At 41.9% G+C, this 17,039-nt stretch carries 16 protein-coding genes and 1 tRNA gene; 10 read left to right on the forward strand and 7 right to left on the reverse strand.

Annotated elements, in window-relative coordinates:
* Positions 1-102 precede the first annotated feature (102 nt).
* Positions 103-2,709, forward strand: coding sequence for an ABC transporter ATP-binding protein/permease (locus tag G7058_RS07775; protein WP_166062992.1), 2,607 nt, complete (start codon positions 103-105; stop codon positions 2,707-2,709).
* A gap of 515 nt (positions 2,710-3,224) precedes the next feature.
* Here G7058_RS07775 and G7058_RS07780 read toward each other — a convergent pair.
* Positions 3,225-4,100, reverse strand: a complete 876-nt coding sequence (locus tag G7058_RS07780; RefSeq protein ID WP_166062993.1) for a nuclease-related domain-containing protein — start codon at positions 4,098-4,100, stop codon at positions 3,225-3,227.
* Positions 4,101-4,252: 152 nt separating this feature from the next.
* Between G7058_RS07780 and G7058_RS07785 the strand changes: the two genes are divergently transcribed.
* The gene (locus tag G7058_RS07785) at positions 4,253-6,268 is read left to right on the forward strand and encodes a methyl-accepting chemotaxis protein (RefSeq protein WP_166062994.1); all 2,016 of its coding nucleotides are present in this window, start codon (positions 4,253-4,255) and stop codon (positions 6,266-6,268) included.
* Positions 6,269-6,322: 54 nt separating this feature from the next.
* Positions 6,323-6,835 (forward strand): hypothetical protein, encoded by a 513-nt coding sequence (locus tag G7058_RS07790; protein ID WP_166062995.1) that lies wholly within the window; start codon positions 6,323-6,325, stop codon positions 6,833-6,835.
* 59 nt (positions 6,836-6,894) lie between these two features.
* On the opposite strand, the gene G7058_RS07795 is transcribed toward G7058_RS07790, so the two are convergent.
* Positions 6,895-6,966: transfer RNA gene (locus G7058_RS07795), tRNA-Val, on the reverse strand.
* Between the two features lie 129 nt (positions 6,967-7,095).
* Between G7058_RS07795 and G7058_RS07800 the strand changes: the two genes are divergently transcribed.
* The 4 genes from G7058_RS07800 to G7058_RS07815 all read left to right on the forward strand — a co-directional run bounded on the left by G7058_RS07800 (position 7,096) and on the right by G7058_RS07815 (position 10,247).
* Complete coding sequence (locus tag G7058_RS07800) at positions 7,096-8,604, forward strand: DUF1846 domain-containing protein (protein ID WP_166062996.1); 1,509 nt, start codon at positions 7,096-7,098, stop codon at positions 8,602-8,604.
* Between the two features lie 78 nt (positions 8,605-8,682).
* Positions 8,683-9,144, forward strand: a complete 462-nt coding sequence (locus G7058_RS07805; RefSeq protein WP_166062997.1) for a hypothetical protein — start codon at positions 8,683-8,685, stop codon at positions 9,142-9,144.
* 2 nt (positions 9,145-9,146) lie between these two features.
* Positions 9,147-9,893, forward strand: a complete 747-nt coding sequence (locus tag G7058_RS07810; protein ID WP_227004406.1) for a DNA/RNA non-specific endonuclease — start codon at positions 9,147-9,149, stop codon at positions 9,891-9,893.
* A gap of 33 nt (positions 9,894-9,926) precedes the next feature.
* Complete coding sequence (locus G7058_RS07815) at positions 9,927-10,247, forward strand: hypothetical protein (RefSeq protein ID WP_166062998.1); 321 nt, start codon at positions 9,927-9,929, stop codon at positions 10,245-10,247.
* An 80-nt stretch (positions 10,248-10,327) separates the two neighbouring features.
* Here the strand turns inward: G7058_RS07815 and G7058_RS07820 are convergent, their stop codons facing one another.
* Positions 10,328-11,005, reverse strand: a complete 678-nt coding sequence (locus G7058_RS07820; protein WP_227004407.1) for a Crp/Fnr family transcriptional regulator — start codon at positions 11,003-11,005, stop codon at positions 10,328-10,330.
* A gap of 22 nt (positions 11,006-11,027) precedes the next feature.
* On the reverse strand, positions 11,028-11,348 hold the full coding sequence (locus tag G7058_RS07825) for a putative heavy metal-binding protein (protein ID WP_166062999.1): 321 nt from the start codon (positions 11,346-11,348) through the stop codon (positions 11,028-11,030).
* Positions 11,349-11,469: 121 nt separating this feature from the next.
* On the opposite strand from G7058_RS07825, the gene G7058_RS07830 reads away from it, so the two are divergent.
* A complete protein-coding gene (locus tag G7058_RS07830; RefSeq protein ID WP_166063000.1) occupies positions 11,470-11,706 on the forward strand; it encodes a hypothetical protein in 237 nt (78 codons plus the stop codon).
* 15 nt (positions 11,707-11,721) lie between these two features.
* The gene (locus tag G7058_RS07835; protein ID WP_166063001.1) at positions 11,722-12,288 is read left to right on the forward strand and encodes an NUDIX hydrolase; all 567 of its coding nucleotides are present in this window, start codon (positions 11,722-11,724) and stop codon (positions 12,286-12,288) included.
* Here G7058_RS07835 and G7058_RS07840 read toward each other — a convergent pair.
* The 3 genes from G7058_RS07840 to G7058_RS07850 are packed head-to-tail and all read right to left on the reverse strand — an operon-like array spanning position 12,285 to position 14,370.
* Positions 12,285-13,490 (reverse strand): DUF438 domain-containing protein, encoded by a 1,206-nt coding sequence (locus G7058_RS07840; protein ID WP_227004408.1) that lies wholly within the window; start codon positions 13,488-13,490, stop codon positions 12,285-12,287. The genes G7058_RS07835 and G7058_RS07840 overlap by 4 nt on opposite strands.
* Positions 13,487-13,720, reverse strand: coding sequence for a DUF1858 domain-containing protein (locus tag G7058_RS07845; RefSeq protein WP_166063002.1), 234 nt, complete (start codon positions 13,718-13,720; stop codon positions 13,487-13,489). Before G7058_RS07845 ends, G7058_RS07840 begins: the two co-directional genes overlap by 4 nt.
* Before the next feature lie 32 nt (positions 13,721-13,752).
* A complete protein-coding gene (locus G7058_RS07850; protein WP_227004409.1) occupies positions 13,753-14,370 on the reverse strand; it encodes a phosphoribosyltransferase in 618 nt (205 codons plus the stop codon).
* Positions 14,371-14,609: 239 nt separating this feature from the next.
* On the opposite strand from G7058_RS07850, the gene G7058_RS07855 reads away from it, so the two are divergent.
* Positions 14,610-17,030: an AAA family ATPase gene (locus tag G7058_RS07855; protein ID WP_166063003.1), complete on the forward strand. Its 2,421-nt coding sequence runs from the start codon at positions 14,610-14,612 to the stop codon at positions 17,028-17,030.
* Positions 17,031-17,039 lie beyond the last annotated feature (9 nt).

The raw sequence follows: 17,039 nt of genomic DNA on the forward strand, positions 1-17,039 counted from the left end.
AAGCAAATATTAAATAATAATGAGGGCTTTTGGTGTACACTATTAGTAGATAGTTCGAAGATAAGCGTGATTGGCAGAGACTATTCTGGAAGGTGAGAGAGCATGTTAGAGTTAAAAAATATTACAAAAGAATATCGAACGGGCGACCAAGTTGTCCAAGCGCTAAAAGGAATCAACTTAAAATTCCGCAGCAATGAATTTGTTTCGATTCTGGGTCAAAGTGGATCCGGTAAAACAACATTACTAAATATCATTGGCGGGTTGGACCGTTATACAGAAGGCGACTTGCTGATTAACGATCGTTCAACCAAGGAGTATAAAGACCGTGACTGGGATACATACCGTAACCACTCTGTCGGTTTTATTTTCCAAAGTTACAACTTAATTCCGCATCAAAGTGTCTTGTCAAACGTCGAGTTAGCTTTGACATTGTCTGGTGTTTCCAAAGATGAGCGTCGTGAACGCGCGCGCGAAGTATTGGAAAAGGTTGGGTTGAAGGACCATGTTACGAAACGTCCGAGCCAACTATCAGGTGGACAAATGCAACGGGTGGCAATTGCCCGTGCTTTGATTAACGATCCAGAAATCCTTTTGGCGGATGAACCAACCGGAGCATTGGACTCAGAAACGAGTTTGCAAATCATGGCATTGTTGCAAGAAATTGCGGCAGACCGCTTAGTTATCATGGTAACGCATAACCCGCAGTTGGCAGAAGATTATTCTACGCGTATTATCAAAGTTTTGGATGGTGAAATCATCAGCGACTCCAATCCAGCGAGCGAAATCGAAATACGCGACAGTAAGATTTTGAAAAATGATAAGACATTCATGTCCTTCTTTACAGCTTTGAGTTTGAGTTTCAATAACTTATTGACGAAAAAAGGGCGAACACTGTTAACGGCATTTGCAGGAAGCATCGGGATTATTGGTATTGCTTTAATTATGTCCCTTTCAAACGGTGTGCAAAATTATATTGCTCGTATTGAAGAAGATACCTTGTCTTCGTATCCTTTAACGATTGAAGAATCAACTTTAGATATGGGAATGATTATGGGTGCCTTGATGGGTGTCAACACGGAAGAGTTGGACGAAGTTGAAGAGGGCGAAGTCGCAGGGACACCGATTATGACCGATGTATTGGCTACATTGGCAAGTCGCAAAGATTCAAATAACTTAACTGCCTTCAAAGAATTTTTGGAAGAAGACGCAGCTGTTCAAGAGAACATCAATGCGATTCAGTACAGCTACAATATTCCGATTAACATTTTCAACGAGAATGGTGTCGATGGTGTTGTGCAGGTAAATCCTTCGAATGTTATGAATGCAATTGGCATGGGTCAAGCGATGGATGCTCAAACCTCTAATCCGTTGCAAAGTGCAATGGGTGGCGGCGGAATGATGGGGGCATCTGGTGTCGATTCTTGGAAAGAATTATTGAATAATCAAGAATTGTTGGAGAGCCAGTATGATACAGTAAGCGGACGTTGGCCTGAATCTTTTAACGAAGTTATTTTAATCGTTGATGAGAATAACCGCGTCAGTGACTATATGCTTTATTCATTAGGTTTGTTGAGTCAGGAAGAATTAAGTGAAAGTTTCCAATCCATTTTGGAAGGCAAAGATTATGAACTATCGGACATTCCGACTTACTCCAATGAAGAGTTGTTAGGCATGACATTTAAATTAGTATTAAATACCGACCTTTATGAAAAAGAAAACAACTTGTGGGCGAACCGCAGTGATGATCAAGCGTTTGTGGATGAAGTAGTTGCAAACGGCGAAGACATGGAAATCGTAGGAATCATGCGTCCGAATCCGGAAGCTGTTACTACCGGCGAAACAGGTTCAATCGGCTACACAAGCTTATTGAAAGAACATATCATGCAAGCCGTAAATGGTTCAGAGATTGTGGAAGAACAAATCAATAATCCCGAAATCAACGTTTTCACAGGTCTGGAATTCCCAGAAAATGCCAACGAAGAATTTGATTTCGCAGCATTGTCAGACGAAGAACGCGCATATATGGCGACTCTTTCCGAAGTGGAATTGGCAGAATTGTTGAATACTTACCAAGACAATTTCAACGCCACATACGAAAGCAACTTGGCAACCTTAGCAGCTGTAGATGAAGAAAAACCATCTGCGATTAACCTGTACGCAAAAGATTTCGAAACAAAAGATAATCTGGAAGCAATTATTTCCGATTACAACACACGTGAAACAGATGCAGGTCGCGACGAAAATGTCATTACTTACAGTGACTTAGTTGGAACAATCATGTCATCTGTTACATCTATCATTAATATTATCAGCTATGTTCTGATTGCGTTCGTTGGAGTATCTTTAGTGGTATCTTCCATCATGATCGGAATTATCACATACATCTCTGTGTTAGAACGTACCAAAGAAATTGGAATCCTGCGAAGCGTAGGGGCATCCAAGCGTGATATTTCCCGCGTATTTAATGCGGAAACATTTATCATTGGTTTGTTCTCTGGACTATTGGGAATTGGTATCACAGCGTTACTGAATATTCCAATCAGTGTCATTATTAAAAATATGACTGGTATTTCAGGCATCGCATCCTTACCAATTGAAGGTGCAGCCTTCCTAGTCCTTGTAAGCTTAGTGTTGACAGTCATCGCTGGACTAATCCCCGCTCGAATGGCAGCCAAGAAAGATCCAGTAGAAGCATTACGCTCAGAATAAAATACTAAAACCTGTCCCCAACAACCAGGGGACAGGTTTTTTAGTATAAAACGCTGACTCAGATGCTATTTTTGGTTTGAGCCGTCGTTTTTGTTATAAAACGCTGACTCAGATGGTATTTTTGGTTTGAGCCGTCGTTTTTGTTATAAAACGCTGACTCAGATGCTATTTTTGGTTTGAGCCGTCGTTTTTGTTATAAAACGCTGACTCAGATGCTATTTTTGGTTTGAGTCGTCGTTTTTGTTATAAAACGCTGACTCAGATGGTATTTTTGGTTTGAGTCGTCGTTTTTGTTATAAAACGCTGACTCAGATGCTATTTTTGGTTTGAGTCGTCGTTTTTGTTATAAAACGCTGACTCAGATGGTATTTTTGGTTTGAGCCGTCGTTTTTGTTATAAAACGCTGACTCAGATGTTATTTCTGGTTTGAGCCGTCGTTTTTGTTATAAAACGCTGACTCAGATGTTATTTCTGGTTTGAGCCGTCGTTTTTTGTATAAAACGCTGACTCAGAAGTTATTTTCGGTTTGAGTCAGCGTTTCTCATCCTGATAACACTTCGAATATGTGACTGCGAAATCAAACCGCCACACCACTCTGCCAAAACAGAACCACTCAACTTCCGATCCGAGAATAAAAATTCATAGTCTGTGATGGCCGCCTCGACAGCATCGGCGCGGTTAGTCTTGTGGCCGCATGACGGGCAGAGGCAAATCCGTTGCGAAAACTGCTCGACAAATCCAGCACATGCTTCACACTTTAATCCCTTCTTCAATGATCCAAAGCTATACTCCGGAATCATCTTTGTAAACGGCGGTGCGACGCGCACCGCAAGTTCCAGCTGACCGGCCAGATCAACTAATGACTGCGACACATCATACTGGTACTGATTTAATTTCGTCACGTGTTCCTGAATTTGGGTCGGTAAAATGACATTCCGATTCTCCGGCGCGCCGAGCAACGTAAAGGTAGTACCGACATGAAACACCACCGCATCCACAGTTACGTGCGTATATCCCAGCTCCCGCAGCAATGCCTTGAAATTCTGCTTCGTTCGCGCTAACTGAATGAGGGGATTGGCGCGCTCGAATTCTTTTTGGCGATACGCTTCTTCCGAATACTGCCACACGCCGGAATAATTTTTAACTTCGTAAATAACCGCAGTATTCCCAATCAGCAACAAAAAATCGATCTGTATCGGACCCGAAAACTTCGGTTCAAAATACAAATCACGCTGCAAAATATGGGGGCATTTTAAATCCTCCATCACCGCAACAAATTCACACTCACCATTGTATCCACCTTGCATGTTTCGCAAATAACGGAACTGCTCATCGTTAAATGTTAAGCGTCCGTTTAAAGCTTCCATCACTCTTAACGTATTTGGCTTCATCTTAAAAATCTCCTTTCATATATATATAAGCAAAAAATCATGAAAAGCTTTTTTTATTTAAAAGAAATTTTTATAAGTGTTCAACCTTAACTTTTTACCGTCTTAATCCGATAAATAGATTAACTCAAACTAAGGAAAGTAGGTACTAATAAGTGAAAAAAAGGCAGTCAAAAACTCGTAAAGCACATACAGTAAAATTTGGTATCAAAGCAAAGTTAATTGCAATTATTATTCCAACTATCGCAACAGCCGTCGTCACAATACTGTTCCTTACTTTTAATTCATCTGAAAAAATTATTATCGATTACGGAATGAAAATGGTAGCATCAGAATCCGCCACTAGTGCCAGCAAGGTTGAAACATGGGCACAAGGTATTTTTTCTTATTTAGAAGAAGCACGAAATACACTGAAAACGGTTTCTTTTGATGAAGAAAGCGAAATGGCGTACTTAAAAACATCTTTAAACAGAAATGAGAGCTACCCGAATGGGATTTATATAGGAGAGAGTTCAGGTAATTATATTGATCCTTCTGGTTGGGTTCCGGATGCGGATTATGATTTCAGATCCCGGAAGTGGTATCAGGAAGGTATTGATAATGAGACGTTTACATTTGGTGCAGCTTATTTAGATGATATTTCTGAAGAATATGTGGTGAGTGCAACCACACGTTTGAACACGGCAAGAGGACTCGCGCGCGTTGCGGCCATTGATATTGCCTTAACCGAAGTATCGGATATGATTGGTGCAATCGAACTAATGAAAACGGGTGCAGCGATGCTAGTGGATGCGAAAACGAATACGATTATCGCTCATAGCAACCCGGATTATATTGCAACGGTAATTTCGGAAGAGAGTGAAGACCCGTTGTTCCGAAGTATATTTGAAAAAATAGCGAGTGAAGAGACAGAGACGTTTGAAACGGACATTTATTTAGCTAATCTTCAGACAATCGCAAATACGAGCTGGGTATTGGCTTCTTATGTCCCACGTTCCGAAGTTGTGAGCCAATTAAATGGATTGAGAAATACTATTATGATTATTGCTTTGGTTGCTATTATTGGGTTAATGGTGGTTATTGAAAGAACGGTTCATTTCATCATACGTCCGATTAATGAATTAACGTCTCACATCGTGCAAATAACAGAGGGTGATTTTACCGTTGTCATCGAACCCAAAAATAACGATGAAATTACCGTCATGGGAGAACGTTTGCGTGTGTTTGTAGAAACGATGCGCCAGATGCTTGGTGGTATTACTGATACAGCAGCGCATTTGAGAAATCAGTCGCAAGAAAGCCGCAGTGTCGTTGTGAACGTGCAACAATCGACTGATATTCAATCACTCTCTATGGAACAACTGAGTGTGGCTGTTGAAGAACTGGCTAAATCAACTTTTGAAATGGTTGAACACGCGACCGGGCTTGCGACGGTTGTTTCGGAAACGAGCAGCAAAGGTTCGGAAGCGAAAGCACATATGCAGGAGACCGTTTCTGTTTCCGAACAAGGGAAAATGAATATGGATCAAATCAATGCGTCCATGACAGTTGTAGAGCAGACTGTAGCTTCTTTAATCGGGACTATTTCTGAAATCGAAACGTCGAATCATAAAATTAACAAGATCGTCGATGTCATGAGTGGTATCGCTGCTCAAACGCACCTGCTCGCATTAAATGCCAGTATTGAAGCAGCGCGTGCGGGAGAGTCTGGACGAGGATTCGCCGTAGTGGCTGACGAAGTGCGAAAATTAGCAGAAAGCAGTTCGGAATCGGCAAAAGGCATTTCTGAACTGATTAACGAAGTGAACAGTCAAGTGACAAGTACGATTGAAAAGAGCTCGGAAAGTGCCGAAAGCATTAAGGACAGTGCGCAACTAGTTGGTGGAGCCAGCAAAACGTTCACTGAAATTTATGACCATGTTGACGAAACCAGCCGTCTATTAAATGCAATTTTAACTCAGATAATGGATGTGGACGAAGTGGCTAACTCTGTTGCAGCAATCACAGAAGAACAATCGGCTGGTACTGAAGAAATTGTTGCGACCATTCAGGAACTGTCCCAACAATCGCATCATATCGCAAAAGAAAATAACGGAATCGAAAAAAATGCCAGTGAAGTGCAACGCGCTGCCGAAGCTCTTGAAGCCGATTTAGCAAAATTCAAAATATAAATTTGGATGCCATCTGTGTTAAAATAAAGCAGATAAGCTAAAGGAAGTGATACGTTGAAACCACAAATTTTGCATTTGATGCCAAATATAACCGATGAAAAACGCTGGGTCGCAGAGATTACGGGGGAAGATCCGACATTCAAATTAAAGCGCGATTTCCAACCGGATGGTCCAGAAGGTGTCTGGGAGATTTATGACGGATGGTATCAAATTCACGGCCAGGCTACCGGCGTTTCGCCATTTAATAAAGAATATGTGCATGTGCAAAATGGCAGAATGCTACGGCACTTGAATTTCCGTTATGTCTTGGCGCATTTGGAAGATATTAAAGCAGCCGAGCCGGAAAGGATGGAGCGGATGCGGCAGCAAATTTATACGATGTTGGATGAAATCAAACGCAAAGCGCCATATCAGCCTGTGGAAGAAGCGATGGAACGGCAGAAAGAGGATTGCAATATGACAGATGAACCCGATCAACTGTTGGGTGCAATTGCAATTTTGAAAAAGCGGAAAGACGCCATGATTAAGGAATACCATAAAACGTTTGAAAATTACCAAGAGTGGTAAACAAAAAAGTGCACGCCTCAACGGATCTAAATCCGGCGAAGCGTGCACTTTTTATATAATGGGCCGTACTGGGTTCGAACCAGTGACCTCTTCCTTGTCGAGGAAGCATTCTCCCACTGAACTAACGGCCCGTTTTTTTGGGGGTAATGATTCTATTATACGCTGACCTTTAAAGGAAAGTCAATATTCCATCCAAACGTTGCCATGCTCAAAAAAAAGGCTATAATTAATAGAGTTGATTAGAATCGAGGAGGTAGGAAATGAATAAAATAGGATTTGATTCAAAAAAGTACATCGAAGAACAGACACGTTATATTTCTGAACGCGTCAATGATTACGATAAACTTTATCTAGAATTCGGTGGGAAATTAATTGGCGATAAACATGCAAAAAGGGTCCTACCTGGTTTCGATGAAGATGCGAAATTAAAAATTTTACAACGCTTGGCAGATAAATCCGAGATCGTGATTTGTGTGTATGCGGGCGATATCGAACGTAATAAAATTCGTGGGGATTACGGCATTACATATGATATGGAAGTCTTCCGCTTAATCGATGAATTCCGTGAGTACGGCCTTTTGGTAAACAGTGTTGTGATTACACGTTACCACGGCCAACCAAACACCAAACTGTTTATCAATAAACTAGAAAAACGCGATATCAAGGTATACCGTCACCAAAGTATCGACGGCTATCCATCTAATATTGAAATGATAGTGAGTGAAGAAGGGTTCGGTTCGAATCCATATATTGAAACAACGCGCCCGATTGTTGTTATGACAGCTCCAGGTGGTGGTAGTGGGAAATTGGCGACATGCTTGAACCAACTGTATCACGAAAATCAAATGGGCCGGACTGCCGGTTATTCCAAGTTCGAGACTTTCCCGGTTTGGAATGTACCATTGAAGCATCCGTTGAACATGGCCTATGAAGCAGCGACGGTTGATTTGAGAGATGTAAATATGATTGATAACTTCCACTTTGAGAAATATAACGAGGTAGCAGTTAACTATAACCGCGATATTGAGATTTTTCCGGTCATCAAACGTATTATTGAAAAAATTACGCAAAAAGAATCTGTCTATCAATCGCCAACGGACATGGGTGTGAACCGGGTTGGATTTGGTATCGTGGATGATGAAGTCGTGCGTGCTGCATCCAAGCAAGAAATAATCCGTCGAAGCTTTGCGATTGAATCTGATTTCAAAAAAGGTCTTCTAAGTGAAGATGTTGTGTATCGGATGAAAATATTGTTGGATGAAGCGGAACTGACACCAACGGACCGTCTTTCTGTTCAACCAGCTCGAGATTATGCCGATGAATGCCGTAAACGCTTTGAGACAAACGATACACAGGCAGTTATTGCATTTGAATTGAATGATGGTCAAATTGTTACCGGACGGACATCCAATCTGATGGATTCCTCATCTGCAGCGATTTTGAACTCGATTAAAAAATTGGCAAATGTCGGCGATGAAATTCCATTGCTGTCGTTGACTATTCTTGAAACGATTCAAAAAACGAAATCGGATGTCTTGCATAATCGTCGTCCCATTTTAAATGCGAATGAAATACTGATTGCCCTTGCCATCAGTGCCGTAACCAATCCGACAGCACAACTTTGCTATAACAAGTTATCTGAGCTGGAAGGTGTGCAAGCACACTCAACAGTTATGTTGAAAAAAGATGACGAACAAATATTACGTAACTTGGGAATTGATATTACCAGCGACGCACAATACCCATCAGAAAACCTTTATTACATATAATCAATAATGGAGTGCTGTGTAGAGGCACTCCATTTTCTGTTATAATAAACAAAACATACTATTATGAAGAGGTGTCCAATGACATTATCATTTGAAGAAAAACAAGCAATTTTTGACAGCTACACAGAATTAGAAGCAGCACCGGTTTCTTTGAAACGGTTCAATTATCATTTCAAAGACAGCGCTGTAGAAAAGACAGTTTTGGTTCGCCATTTGCATCCAAACGGAAACGCATGGATTTACGCAGGTTATTTACCAAAAGAAGAAACACAAAAAGGCTATGTTTCCGTTCTGGAAGCAGATGAAGCAGCTTTGCGGGAATGGGTCGATAAAGCAATCGCACATTTGAAAAAAACTGTCGATGGCTATGAGGACGGCTACTCCGAGTTATGGTTTGATGCGCAAGGAGATGCCTTACGTCTGACATATGAAAATCCAGTGTGGTCTGTTACGCTTGCCGATGGCCAAGTAGAAGGAATCTTTAAAACGAAAGAAGCAGGAGAAGGTTACTTGCATGATGAAGGGTTTGAGAAAGGTTAAAAATGACAAGAAGTAGAAAAAAGAAAGACGAAATAGATGTAAATTTAAAAGTGATATCTAGTGTATTGACGGTTGCAGCCACACTGTTTATCTTCTTAACGCAGCCGTTGCCGGTTATACATAACTTTGTCGAATCACTTTTGATGACACAGACGATTCCAGAATCCGAACTGACATACTTAGAGTATGACGGTGTCAATCAAGTCATCGAAGTGAACGACAACATGCCTGAGTTTTCAGAAGATGAATTATCATTGGAAGACGGCAGTTGGCAGGCATTTACAGAACTGGACCGCTTAAACCGAGTGGGTCCGGCTCACGCTATGTTGGGAGTCGATCTGTTTCCAACTGAAGAGCGTGTGGGCTTATATATCGATCCGACTGGTTGGAAACAAAAGAAACTGGCTAACGGACAATGGTTATATAACCGCAGTCATTTAATTGGTTTCCAACTAACCGGAGAGAACAACAATATCCGTAATTTAATGACGGGAACACGAAGTCTGAACAACCCCAATATGTTACGGTTCGAAAACGATATTGCTTATTATTTGAAGCAGACGAAAAACCACGTGCGTTATATGGTCCGCCCGATTTTCAGAGATGAAGAAAAAGTGGCCCGTGGTGTACAGTTGATGGCTCAGTCGGTTGAAGATGAAGGCTTGCGTTTTAATGTCTATATCTTCAACGTCCAAGAAGGTTATGAGATTAATTACAGTGATGGTTCCAGCAAGAAAGTGGCAAAATAGCAAAATTAGAACGGAATCAGAGGAGGAATCGCGATGAAACTAACGCTACGTCCGCACACGCTATTGGGGAAAATATCAGCATGTGGAATTTTATACTTTATTATAAGCTGGGTGTTGGTCGCGCTGTTGCAGCCGCGATTGGGAGGCCCAATTGGTCAACCGAACAGTTTTGATTGGTTAATGATTTTCTTTGCTTTAACAGGTATTTTAGGTGTCTTTTTAAGTTTAGTGGGGAATCTCATTGCTTTGGTGTGGCTCGAGGATCGCTCGTTGCTAGGGTTCCTGGCCTTTGTTATTTCAATACCCATTGCCGTGTTGTTGGCAGGTTTTTTGCTGAGCCATTTTATGGGGTAGGCTCAAAAAATCTTGAGTTTTATACTTACACATAAAAAAGGAAGAGGTCCGGGAGTTATTTCCCCGATCCCTTCCTTTTTTTACCCGAGTAACAATTCATCGGCATCCATAATCGCAATCTCTCTGTTCGAAATGTGTCGAATTAAACCGCGGTCTTCCATTGCCCCAAGTTTTCGACTGATTGTTTCAGGTGTTGTCCCCAAGAATGAAGCTAAATCTTTTTTAGTCATCGGTAACGTAGCAATGTTTGAACCTTCTTCCAACAATTCCACGAGGAACATCGCTAAACGATTTTCCACTTTTTCAGTTGCGACAAGTGTTGTCTGACGTTCAGATTGTTCCAAACGATTGGAAAATTCCGCTAATATTTTCAATGAAATAGCAGGATAAGTGGCCAACAAAGGCTGTAAATCATCTTTGGTGATAACGCAAACAGCCGTATCGCGCGTCGCTTCTGCGAACGAATCATGAAGCGAAGAGCGGAATAAAGCCATTTCTCCGGTGAAGTCGCCAGGTCCCAGAAAGCGAACTAACTGTTCTTTACCGTTTTCTGTCAAACGATAAATCCGCACAAATCCTTTATGCACAATATATAAAGAATCGGATTCATCCAGAGGCTGATAAAGGCGTTCACCTTTTTTAAAGCGTCGGGTGTGAGCAGTTGCTGAAATTTCGTCCATTTGTTCTTTTTCTAAGTGGTTGAAGATCGGTACAAGCGAGACACACGAATGAACGTGGTCGCGTGAATGTTTAGACACCTTATTCACTCCTTAAGTGATTTCAATTTAGTTTAACGGCGGTTCCACTGCAAGTCACCATAATCATACCGTTATCCGCACCAAGAGTTTCATAATCCATCTTTACACCGATAACGGCGTCTGCACCTAAATCAAGGGCACGACTCTCCATTTCAGTTAGAGCTTGTTCACGCGCCATAACGATTTCTTCCTCGTAACCTTGCGAGCGGCCACCAAAAAAGTTCCGCATCCCTGCACCGATATCTTTCATAAAATTAATTCCGGAAATAACTTCGCCAAAAACAACATCTTCATAGGATACGATTGTTCTACCTTCAATACTATTTGTAGTTGTGATAATCATACGAACGCCTCCTTAAATTTGGTTGAATCTGTTAAAATTATACCATATCCTTTCTAGTTGTTCGCTTGACAAGCGTGAACGTATGTTCGTATAATGAGAACGAAGAAATGAGGTGCGGAAAATGGAAGGGAAATGGTGTTTGCAAGGGAAGGTCGAAAAAATAAAAGTTTTGAAACTGGAAGAGATGCCGCTTGTGCGGTTCACATTGACAGATGAACGTGAGACAAGAGAGAATTGTCTCATCAAAAACCATTCACTCAATTTCCTTTTCCAGGTCACCGAGGGTAAATCGATTGTCATTTATGGCAAACGCAATAATCATAATCAATTCGTGGTACACAAATATCATGTGAACTGAAGGAGTCGGGAGACAATGAATTATCGCCAGGAAATAATGGATTTTGAACCTTACAACGAACAGGAAAGAACAGATAAAGCCCGCATGCTCGAATACATCGATGTAGTGCAAGATATTTTAATCCGTGACAGTACCGCTGCTCACTTCACAGCGTCTGCTTGGATTGTAAACGAAGACTATACAAAAACAGTGATGGTCTATCATAATATCTACGATTCTTGGGCTTGGACGGGTGGACACGTTGACGGGGACAGTAACTTCTTACGGGTCGCTTTGAAGGAAGCCGAAGAAGAAACAGGTCTGAAGGATTTAACGCCTGTGTCGGAAGAAATTTATGGCCTGGAAATACTCGAAGTTCCCGCCCATATGAAAAATGGGCAACATATCCGTCCGCACTTACACTTAAACGTGACATACTTATTGCAGGCGTCAGAATCGGGTGCATTAACGATTAAACCGGACGAAAATAGTGCGGTCGCTTGGATGGCGTTGGCTGAAGCAGTAGCTAAAACATCTGAATCGGAAATGAAGCCGATTTATCAGAAATTAAACGATAAATTACCAAAAAACGGGCAATCTTAATCGATTGTCCGTTTTTCTTCATCAATATCAATAATGTGTTGGATATCTTGTACCCATTCCAATGTTCCCATGTATGAACCATCGTCATCACGAACAGCTGCATACGTCACCATGACATACGTGCCGCGCGTCTGAAACCACAATGTTTCAATGTCTTTCGTACCCGCTTTAAAATCAGCAATCAACTTGCGAACGATTGATTGGCTCTTTGGCGGGTGACAGTTATAAACTTCGCGCCCAATAGCGTTTCGCGTACGTGGGAATAGCTTCCGTCCAGGTGTTTCATTGAAATATTTGACAATATCATTGGCATCAATAAAGGTTAGTTCCAATGGTTGCAAGTCCAAAATTTTACGCAATTCTTTCTGTGTCAAATACCCAAGACCCAAATCAATATTGCCAGATTCAACGCTGGCATCCACAACTTCACGTTTTGGTTCCCATTTTTTATCTGGTTTAACGATACAGTAGCCAATTTCATCCGACTCCGCGGCAATTGAAATCCAGTCATCTTCGTTAAAGAATGGCATAATCATCGGTAACATGATTTCTTCTTCTTTAACAATCATTTCTTCGACTTCATATTTAGCCGGTTCGAAATCTATCCCATCTAAATCATCGTTTTCAATACGTGTACGGAAATCTTTGATCAGCTCACGAATTTCATCATCTACGCCCCACATAACTTTAGGCGGCGCAGTCATGCCATAACGTTCCATAATGGGGAAATAGGAATTTTCTTTTCGTGCGTAATGCTTATCGATTTCCCACAGCATATCCAGTTGCATCAGCAATCCTTTTTTCAATTGCGCGTCGGGTGAATCTAAGTAAACTTTCAATAAGTTCACAATCTTATCCATCGTACTTTCTAATGCCAGGTTCTCTTCTTTCAAAACACGAACGGGATGACCCGGGCTGTCGAATCCTTCACCTTGCTCGTAGACGGCTTCGATTGAGCCATTGAAAAGGGATGCGTGGACGTTACACAAACGCATGATTTCCTCAGCTTCAATTCCTTCACCCATCAAACGGCGTTCCATAACGGATATTTCAAAGGCACTCACAGTACCGAAATGTTCTTTAAATTCTTTTTTAATCACTTCTTGATCTTCATCAGCATGAAGCCGTAAGATCAAATCTTTTAAAATAGCTTGGCGTGCTTCAAAATCTTTAGAACGTTTATTCTTTAATTCTTCAATCACAAGCTGTCCTCCTTAATGGTAAAGCCGTTTGCTTGGAGCGTCTTGACAACTGTTTCATAGGAAATGCCAAATTGTTTGGCGGCTCTACCCAGTGTCATCATGCGTCCTGCAGTTTGTAGCATTTTATCATCACGTAACGGCGCAAAGCCCAAGCCGACAATAACCTCGCGGATCTCCGGGTTTTTCGTTACTGTTTCATAGACGGTATCTTTCAAGCTGATTTCTTTCATTTCCTCACCTCGCATAAATACTAAACAATTCCTTATTTTAAAGCAAGCTGTTCTAGCAGTTCACTGTCCGTGAGCTGCTCGAATTCGTGATAGTACGAACCGACTGAACCACGATACGCGCGTGTACGTTCAATACTGATAACAGCATCTACCAATGTTTCAAGTTGCTGTGCCATGCGTTCCGGGACAACCGGGATAGCCACAACAATGTGACTGGGATTATCTTTTTTGACATCATTGATGGCAGCCCGCATCGTAAAACCAGTCGCAATGCCATCATCAACAATAATCGCTGTTTTTCCATTGGCCGACACAAGGTTCGTACCATATTTATAGCGGCGGCGTTTAATCTCATTCATGAGCCGCGCTTCTTCGTTATTTAACCAAGTCGGATCGACCTTCGCGATTTCCAGTTCATTATATAAAGTCCGTCCATGTTCTGAAATGGCGCCAATCGCATACTCAGGGTTGAGCGGGTGACCAATTTTTCTGGTAATAATCAAATCCAGTGGTGCATGTAAATGCTTGGCTACTTCCACTCCGAGTGGTACGCCACCGCGGGGGAGAGTAAAAACAACGACATCCTGATTTTGGTAGTGCTCCAGTTTTTTTGCGAGCTGAACGCCGGCATCTTGACGATTCTTAAACATGATAAAGGCTCCTTTCATAATAAAATGAAACGCTTTCTTATGTCTTAATAATAGCACGAATGAATCAAAATCCCAATCGCAAATGTAAACAGGGTTTCTGAACTGCTTCATTTTGTGAAGGATTTATGAAAATAAGCGTAAAATAGGGAAATGAAGGGTGAATTATGCTAGAATAGGAAGCGATAAATGAAACAGAAATTTTAAATATAGATACAGATTTTAGGAAAGGAGGGCAAACAGTGGAATCAACATTTAAGGAAGATGGCTCTATCACAATGGATGGAATGACAGTCGAAACGATGGAGTCGCGTCTGCGCGGGATGGAATACAATATTAAAAGTAATATGGCTTTGAGCAGTGTACCGATTTTACGGGAAGCTTACCAAGCGTATCCCGAACATCCGCAAGTAAATTACTTGCTGGCTCTGAGTTACTTCAAGAGTCATGATTATAAAAAAGCGATGGCGTTTGCTCAAAAAGCAGTTGAAGCTGAGCCGGATAGGGACAACTACCTGGTCCTGTTGGCGCAGTTATTCTTGAATTTGAAAATGGCTAAAGAAGCAGAACACTATGCAGCCCGCGCTTATGAAGCGAATGAGGGTAATTGGGAAGCAGCAAAAATTTTGGCGGATATGGCATTTGGCCGTAACCAATTAGATAAAGCATTAACGTTGACGGAAGGAATTTTGGCAGAACGACCAAAAACGTATGCGTCACACCGTTTGAAAACAAAAATCTTACTGCAAAAAGAAGCGCCATTAGACGCTATTTTAGATTCAATCACCGTCTCTGAAAAACACGGGTATGATGACGACATCGAGTATGACCGCGTGTATGCATACTACATTCACGGTGACTTTGAAGAGTGCCGCAAGATTTTTGAATATTTGAAACAGACGCGCCCACTGTCTCATAGTACGGCGAAAGTGGCGTCTTTGATTGATAGTATGCAACCGAAAAAGAATCGTCGCTCAAACGCGGATGATTTCTTCGGATTTGAAGCGGCGCAGCCTTACAACCACAAAGCCAAGCGTTCATTGGATGATGCTTTGGAAGAGTTAAACAATTTAATTGGCTTGGACGATGTGAAACGCGAGATAAACCGGATAGTTAAACTCGTGGAATATGAGAAACGCCGTTCATATATGCTTTCGATTGAGAAGAGCCAACAGCCGAGTTATCATTTCGCCTTTTCCGGAAATCCGGGAACAGGAAAGACAACTGTTGCACGTATTATTGGCGATATTTTCACGGCATTAGGGATACTGGAAAGAGGACAGCTGGTGGAAGTGGACCGTTCTGGTTTAGTCGGCGGTTATATGGGGCAGACAGCGCAGAAGACACGCGAAGTGATTGAATCCGCAAAAGGCGGCGTTTTGTTTATCGATGAGGCGTACGCATTGGCCCCTGCCAAAAATGACCAATCGGACTATGGATCAGAGGCATTGGAAGTTTTAATTAAATCAATGGAAGATTACCGTAATGATTTTATCGTTATTTTAGCGGGCTATGATGAAGGTATGAAGGAATTGTTGAAATCCAATCCTGGTTTGTCGAGCCGTATTAACATGCAAGTAAACTTTGATGATTTCTCTGATTTTGAATTATTAGATATTGCGAAGCAGCAAGCAGAAGCCAATCACTATACGTTGACTGAAGCTGGCGAAAAAGCTTTTGTGGTGAAAGTGAATCAAGAAAAAGTACTGCCACAGTTCGCCAACGCGCGTGCGGTCCGCAATATCATGGAAGCAGCGATGCGTGAGCGCGCCTTCCGTTTGAGTGATCAGGTGTTAAAAGAAGAGGACCTGGTTATTTTAGAACCATTAGATTTTGGGATTGATCCGGCGCAATTATTCGGAGACGACATCAAAGATTTAATGGGACAGCTCGAAGAATTAATTGGACTTGAAAATGTAAAAGAACAAGTGAAGTCGATTACCAACTACGTCCGTGCTGAGAAACGTCGCGAGGAAAAAGGCTATACGATGACGGATTTGGCTTTGCATATGGTATTTACCGGGAAGCCCGGGACTGGTAAAACGACGATTGCGCGCTTAATCAGTAAAATACTGAAATCCATCGGTGTTCTGAAGCGCGGCCACATGATTGAAGTGACGCGTGATGATTTGGTCGGCCAGTTCGTCGGTCAAACCGGTCCGAAGACGTTGGATAAAATTAAGGAAGCATATGGCGGGGTTCTATTTATCGATGAAGCCTACTCGCTGTACTCCGGTTCGCAGAATGACTTTGGTTACGAAGCGATCAGTACCTTAATCAAAGAAATGGAAGATAACCGTGACAAACTGGTCGTTATTATGGCTGGTTACCCGGATGAAATGGAGCGGATGCTGAGCATGAACGCTGGTATCCGCAGTCGTGTGTCTTACACGATTGATTTCCATGACTACAGCAGTGAGGAGCTCGTTGAGATCTTTACAATGGGTGCTCAAAAGCAAGGATTCGTATTGCTTGAGGAGACTGTTGCAAAATTGGGAGAAGTTTTCGAAGCAGCCTACGCAAACCGCGATCGTCATTTCGGAAATGCCCGCGCAGCCCGCAGTTTATTTGAACAAACAAAACTGCAGCAAAGTAACCGTCTGGCCTTGGATGAAGAGGCCGACCTGTTTACGATTCTGCCAGAAGATATTAAAGAATTATAGTGTGAGAAA

This window comes from Jeotgalibaca porci, assembly GCF_011299095.1.
Lineage (GTDB): Bacteria > Bacillota > Bacilli > Lactobacillales > Aerococcaceae > Jeotgalibaca > Jeotgalibaca porci.

Coding starts and splice junctions, on each gene's coding strand:
- G7058_RS07775 (WP_166062992.1), top strand. CDS start 103: ATGTTAGAGTTAAAAAATATTACAAAAGAATATCGAACGGGCGACCAA.
- G7058_RS07780 (WP_166062993.1), bottom strand. CDS start 4,100: ATGAAGCCAAATACGTTAAGAGTGATGGAAGCTTTAAACGGACGCTTA.
- G7058_RS07800 (WP_166062996.1), top strand. CDS start 7,096: ATGAATAAAATAGGATTTGATTCAAAAAAGTACATCGAAGAACAGACA.
- G7058_RS07805 (WP_166062997.1), top strand. CDS start 8,683: ATGACATTATCATTTGAAGAAAAACAAGCAATTTTTGACAGCTACACA.
- G7058_RS07810 (WP_227004406.1), top strand. CDS start 9,147: ATGACAAGAAGTAGAAAAAAGAAAGACGAAATAGATGTAAATTTAAAA.
- G7058_RS07815 (WP_166062998.1), top strand. CDS start 9,927: ATGAAACTAACGCTACGTCCGCACACGCTATTGGGGAAAATATCAGCA.
- G7058_RS07825 (WP_166062999.1), bottom strand. CDS start 11,348: ATGATTATCACAACTACAAATAGTATTGAAGGTAGAACAATCGTATCC.
- G7058_RS07830 (WP_166063000.1), top strand. CDS start 11,470: ATGGAAGGGAAATGGTGTTTGCAAGGGAAGGTCGAAAAAATAAAAGTT.
- G7058_RS07835 (WP_166063001.1), top strand. CDS start 11,722: ATGAATTATCGCCAGGAAATAATGGATTTTGAACCTTACAACGAACAG.
- G7058_RS07845 (WP_166063002.1), bottom strand. CDS start 13,720: ATGAAAGAAATCAGCTTGAAAGATACCGTCTATGAAACAGTAACGAAA.
- G7058_RS07850 (WP_227004409.1), bottom strand. CDS start 14,370: ATGTTTAAGAATCGTCAAGATGCCGGCGTTCAGCTCGCAAAAAAACTG.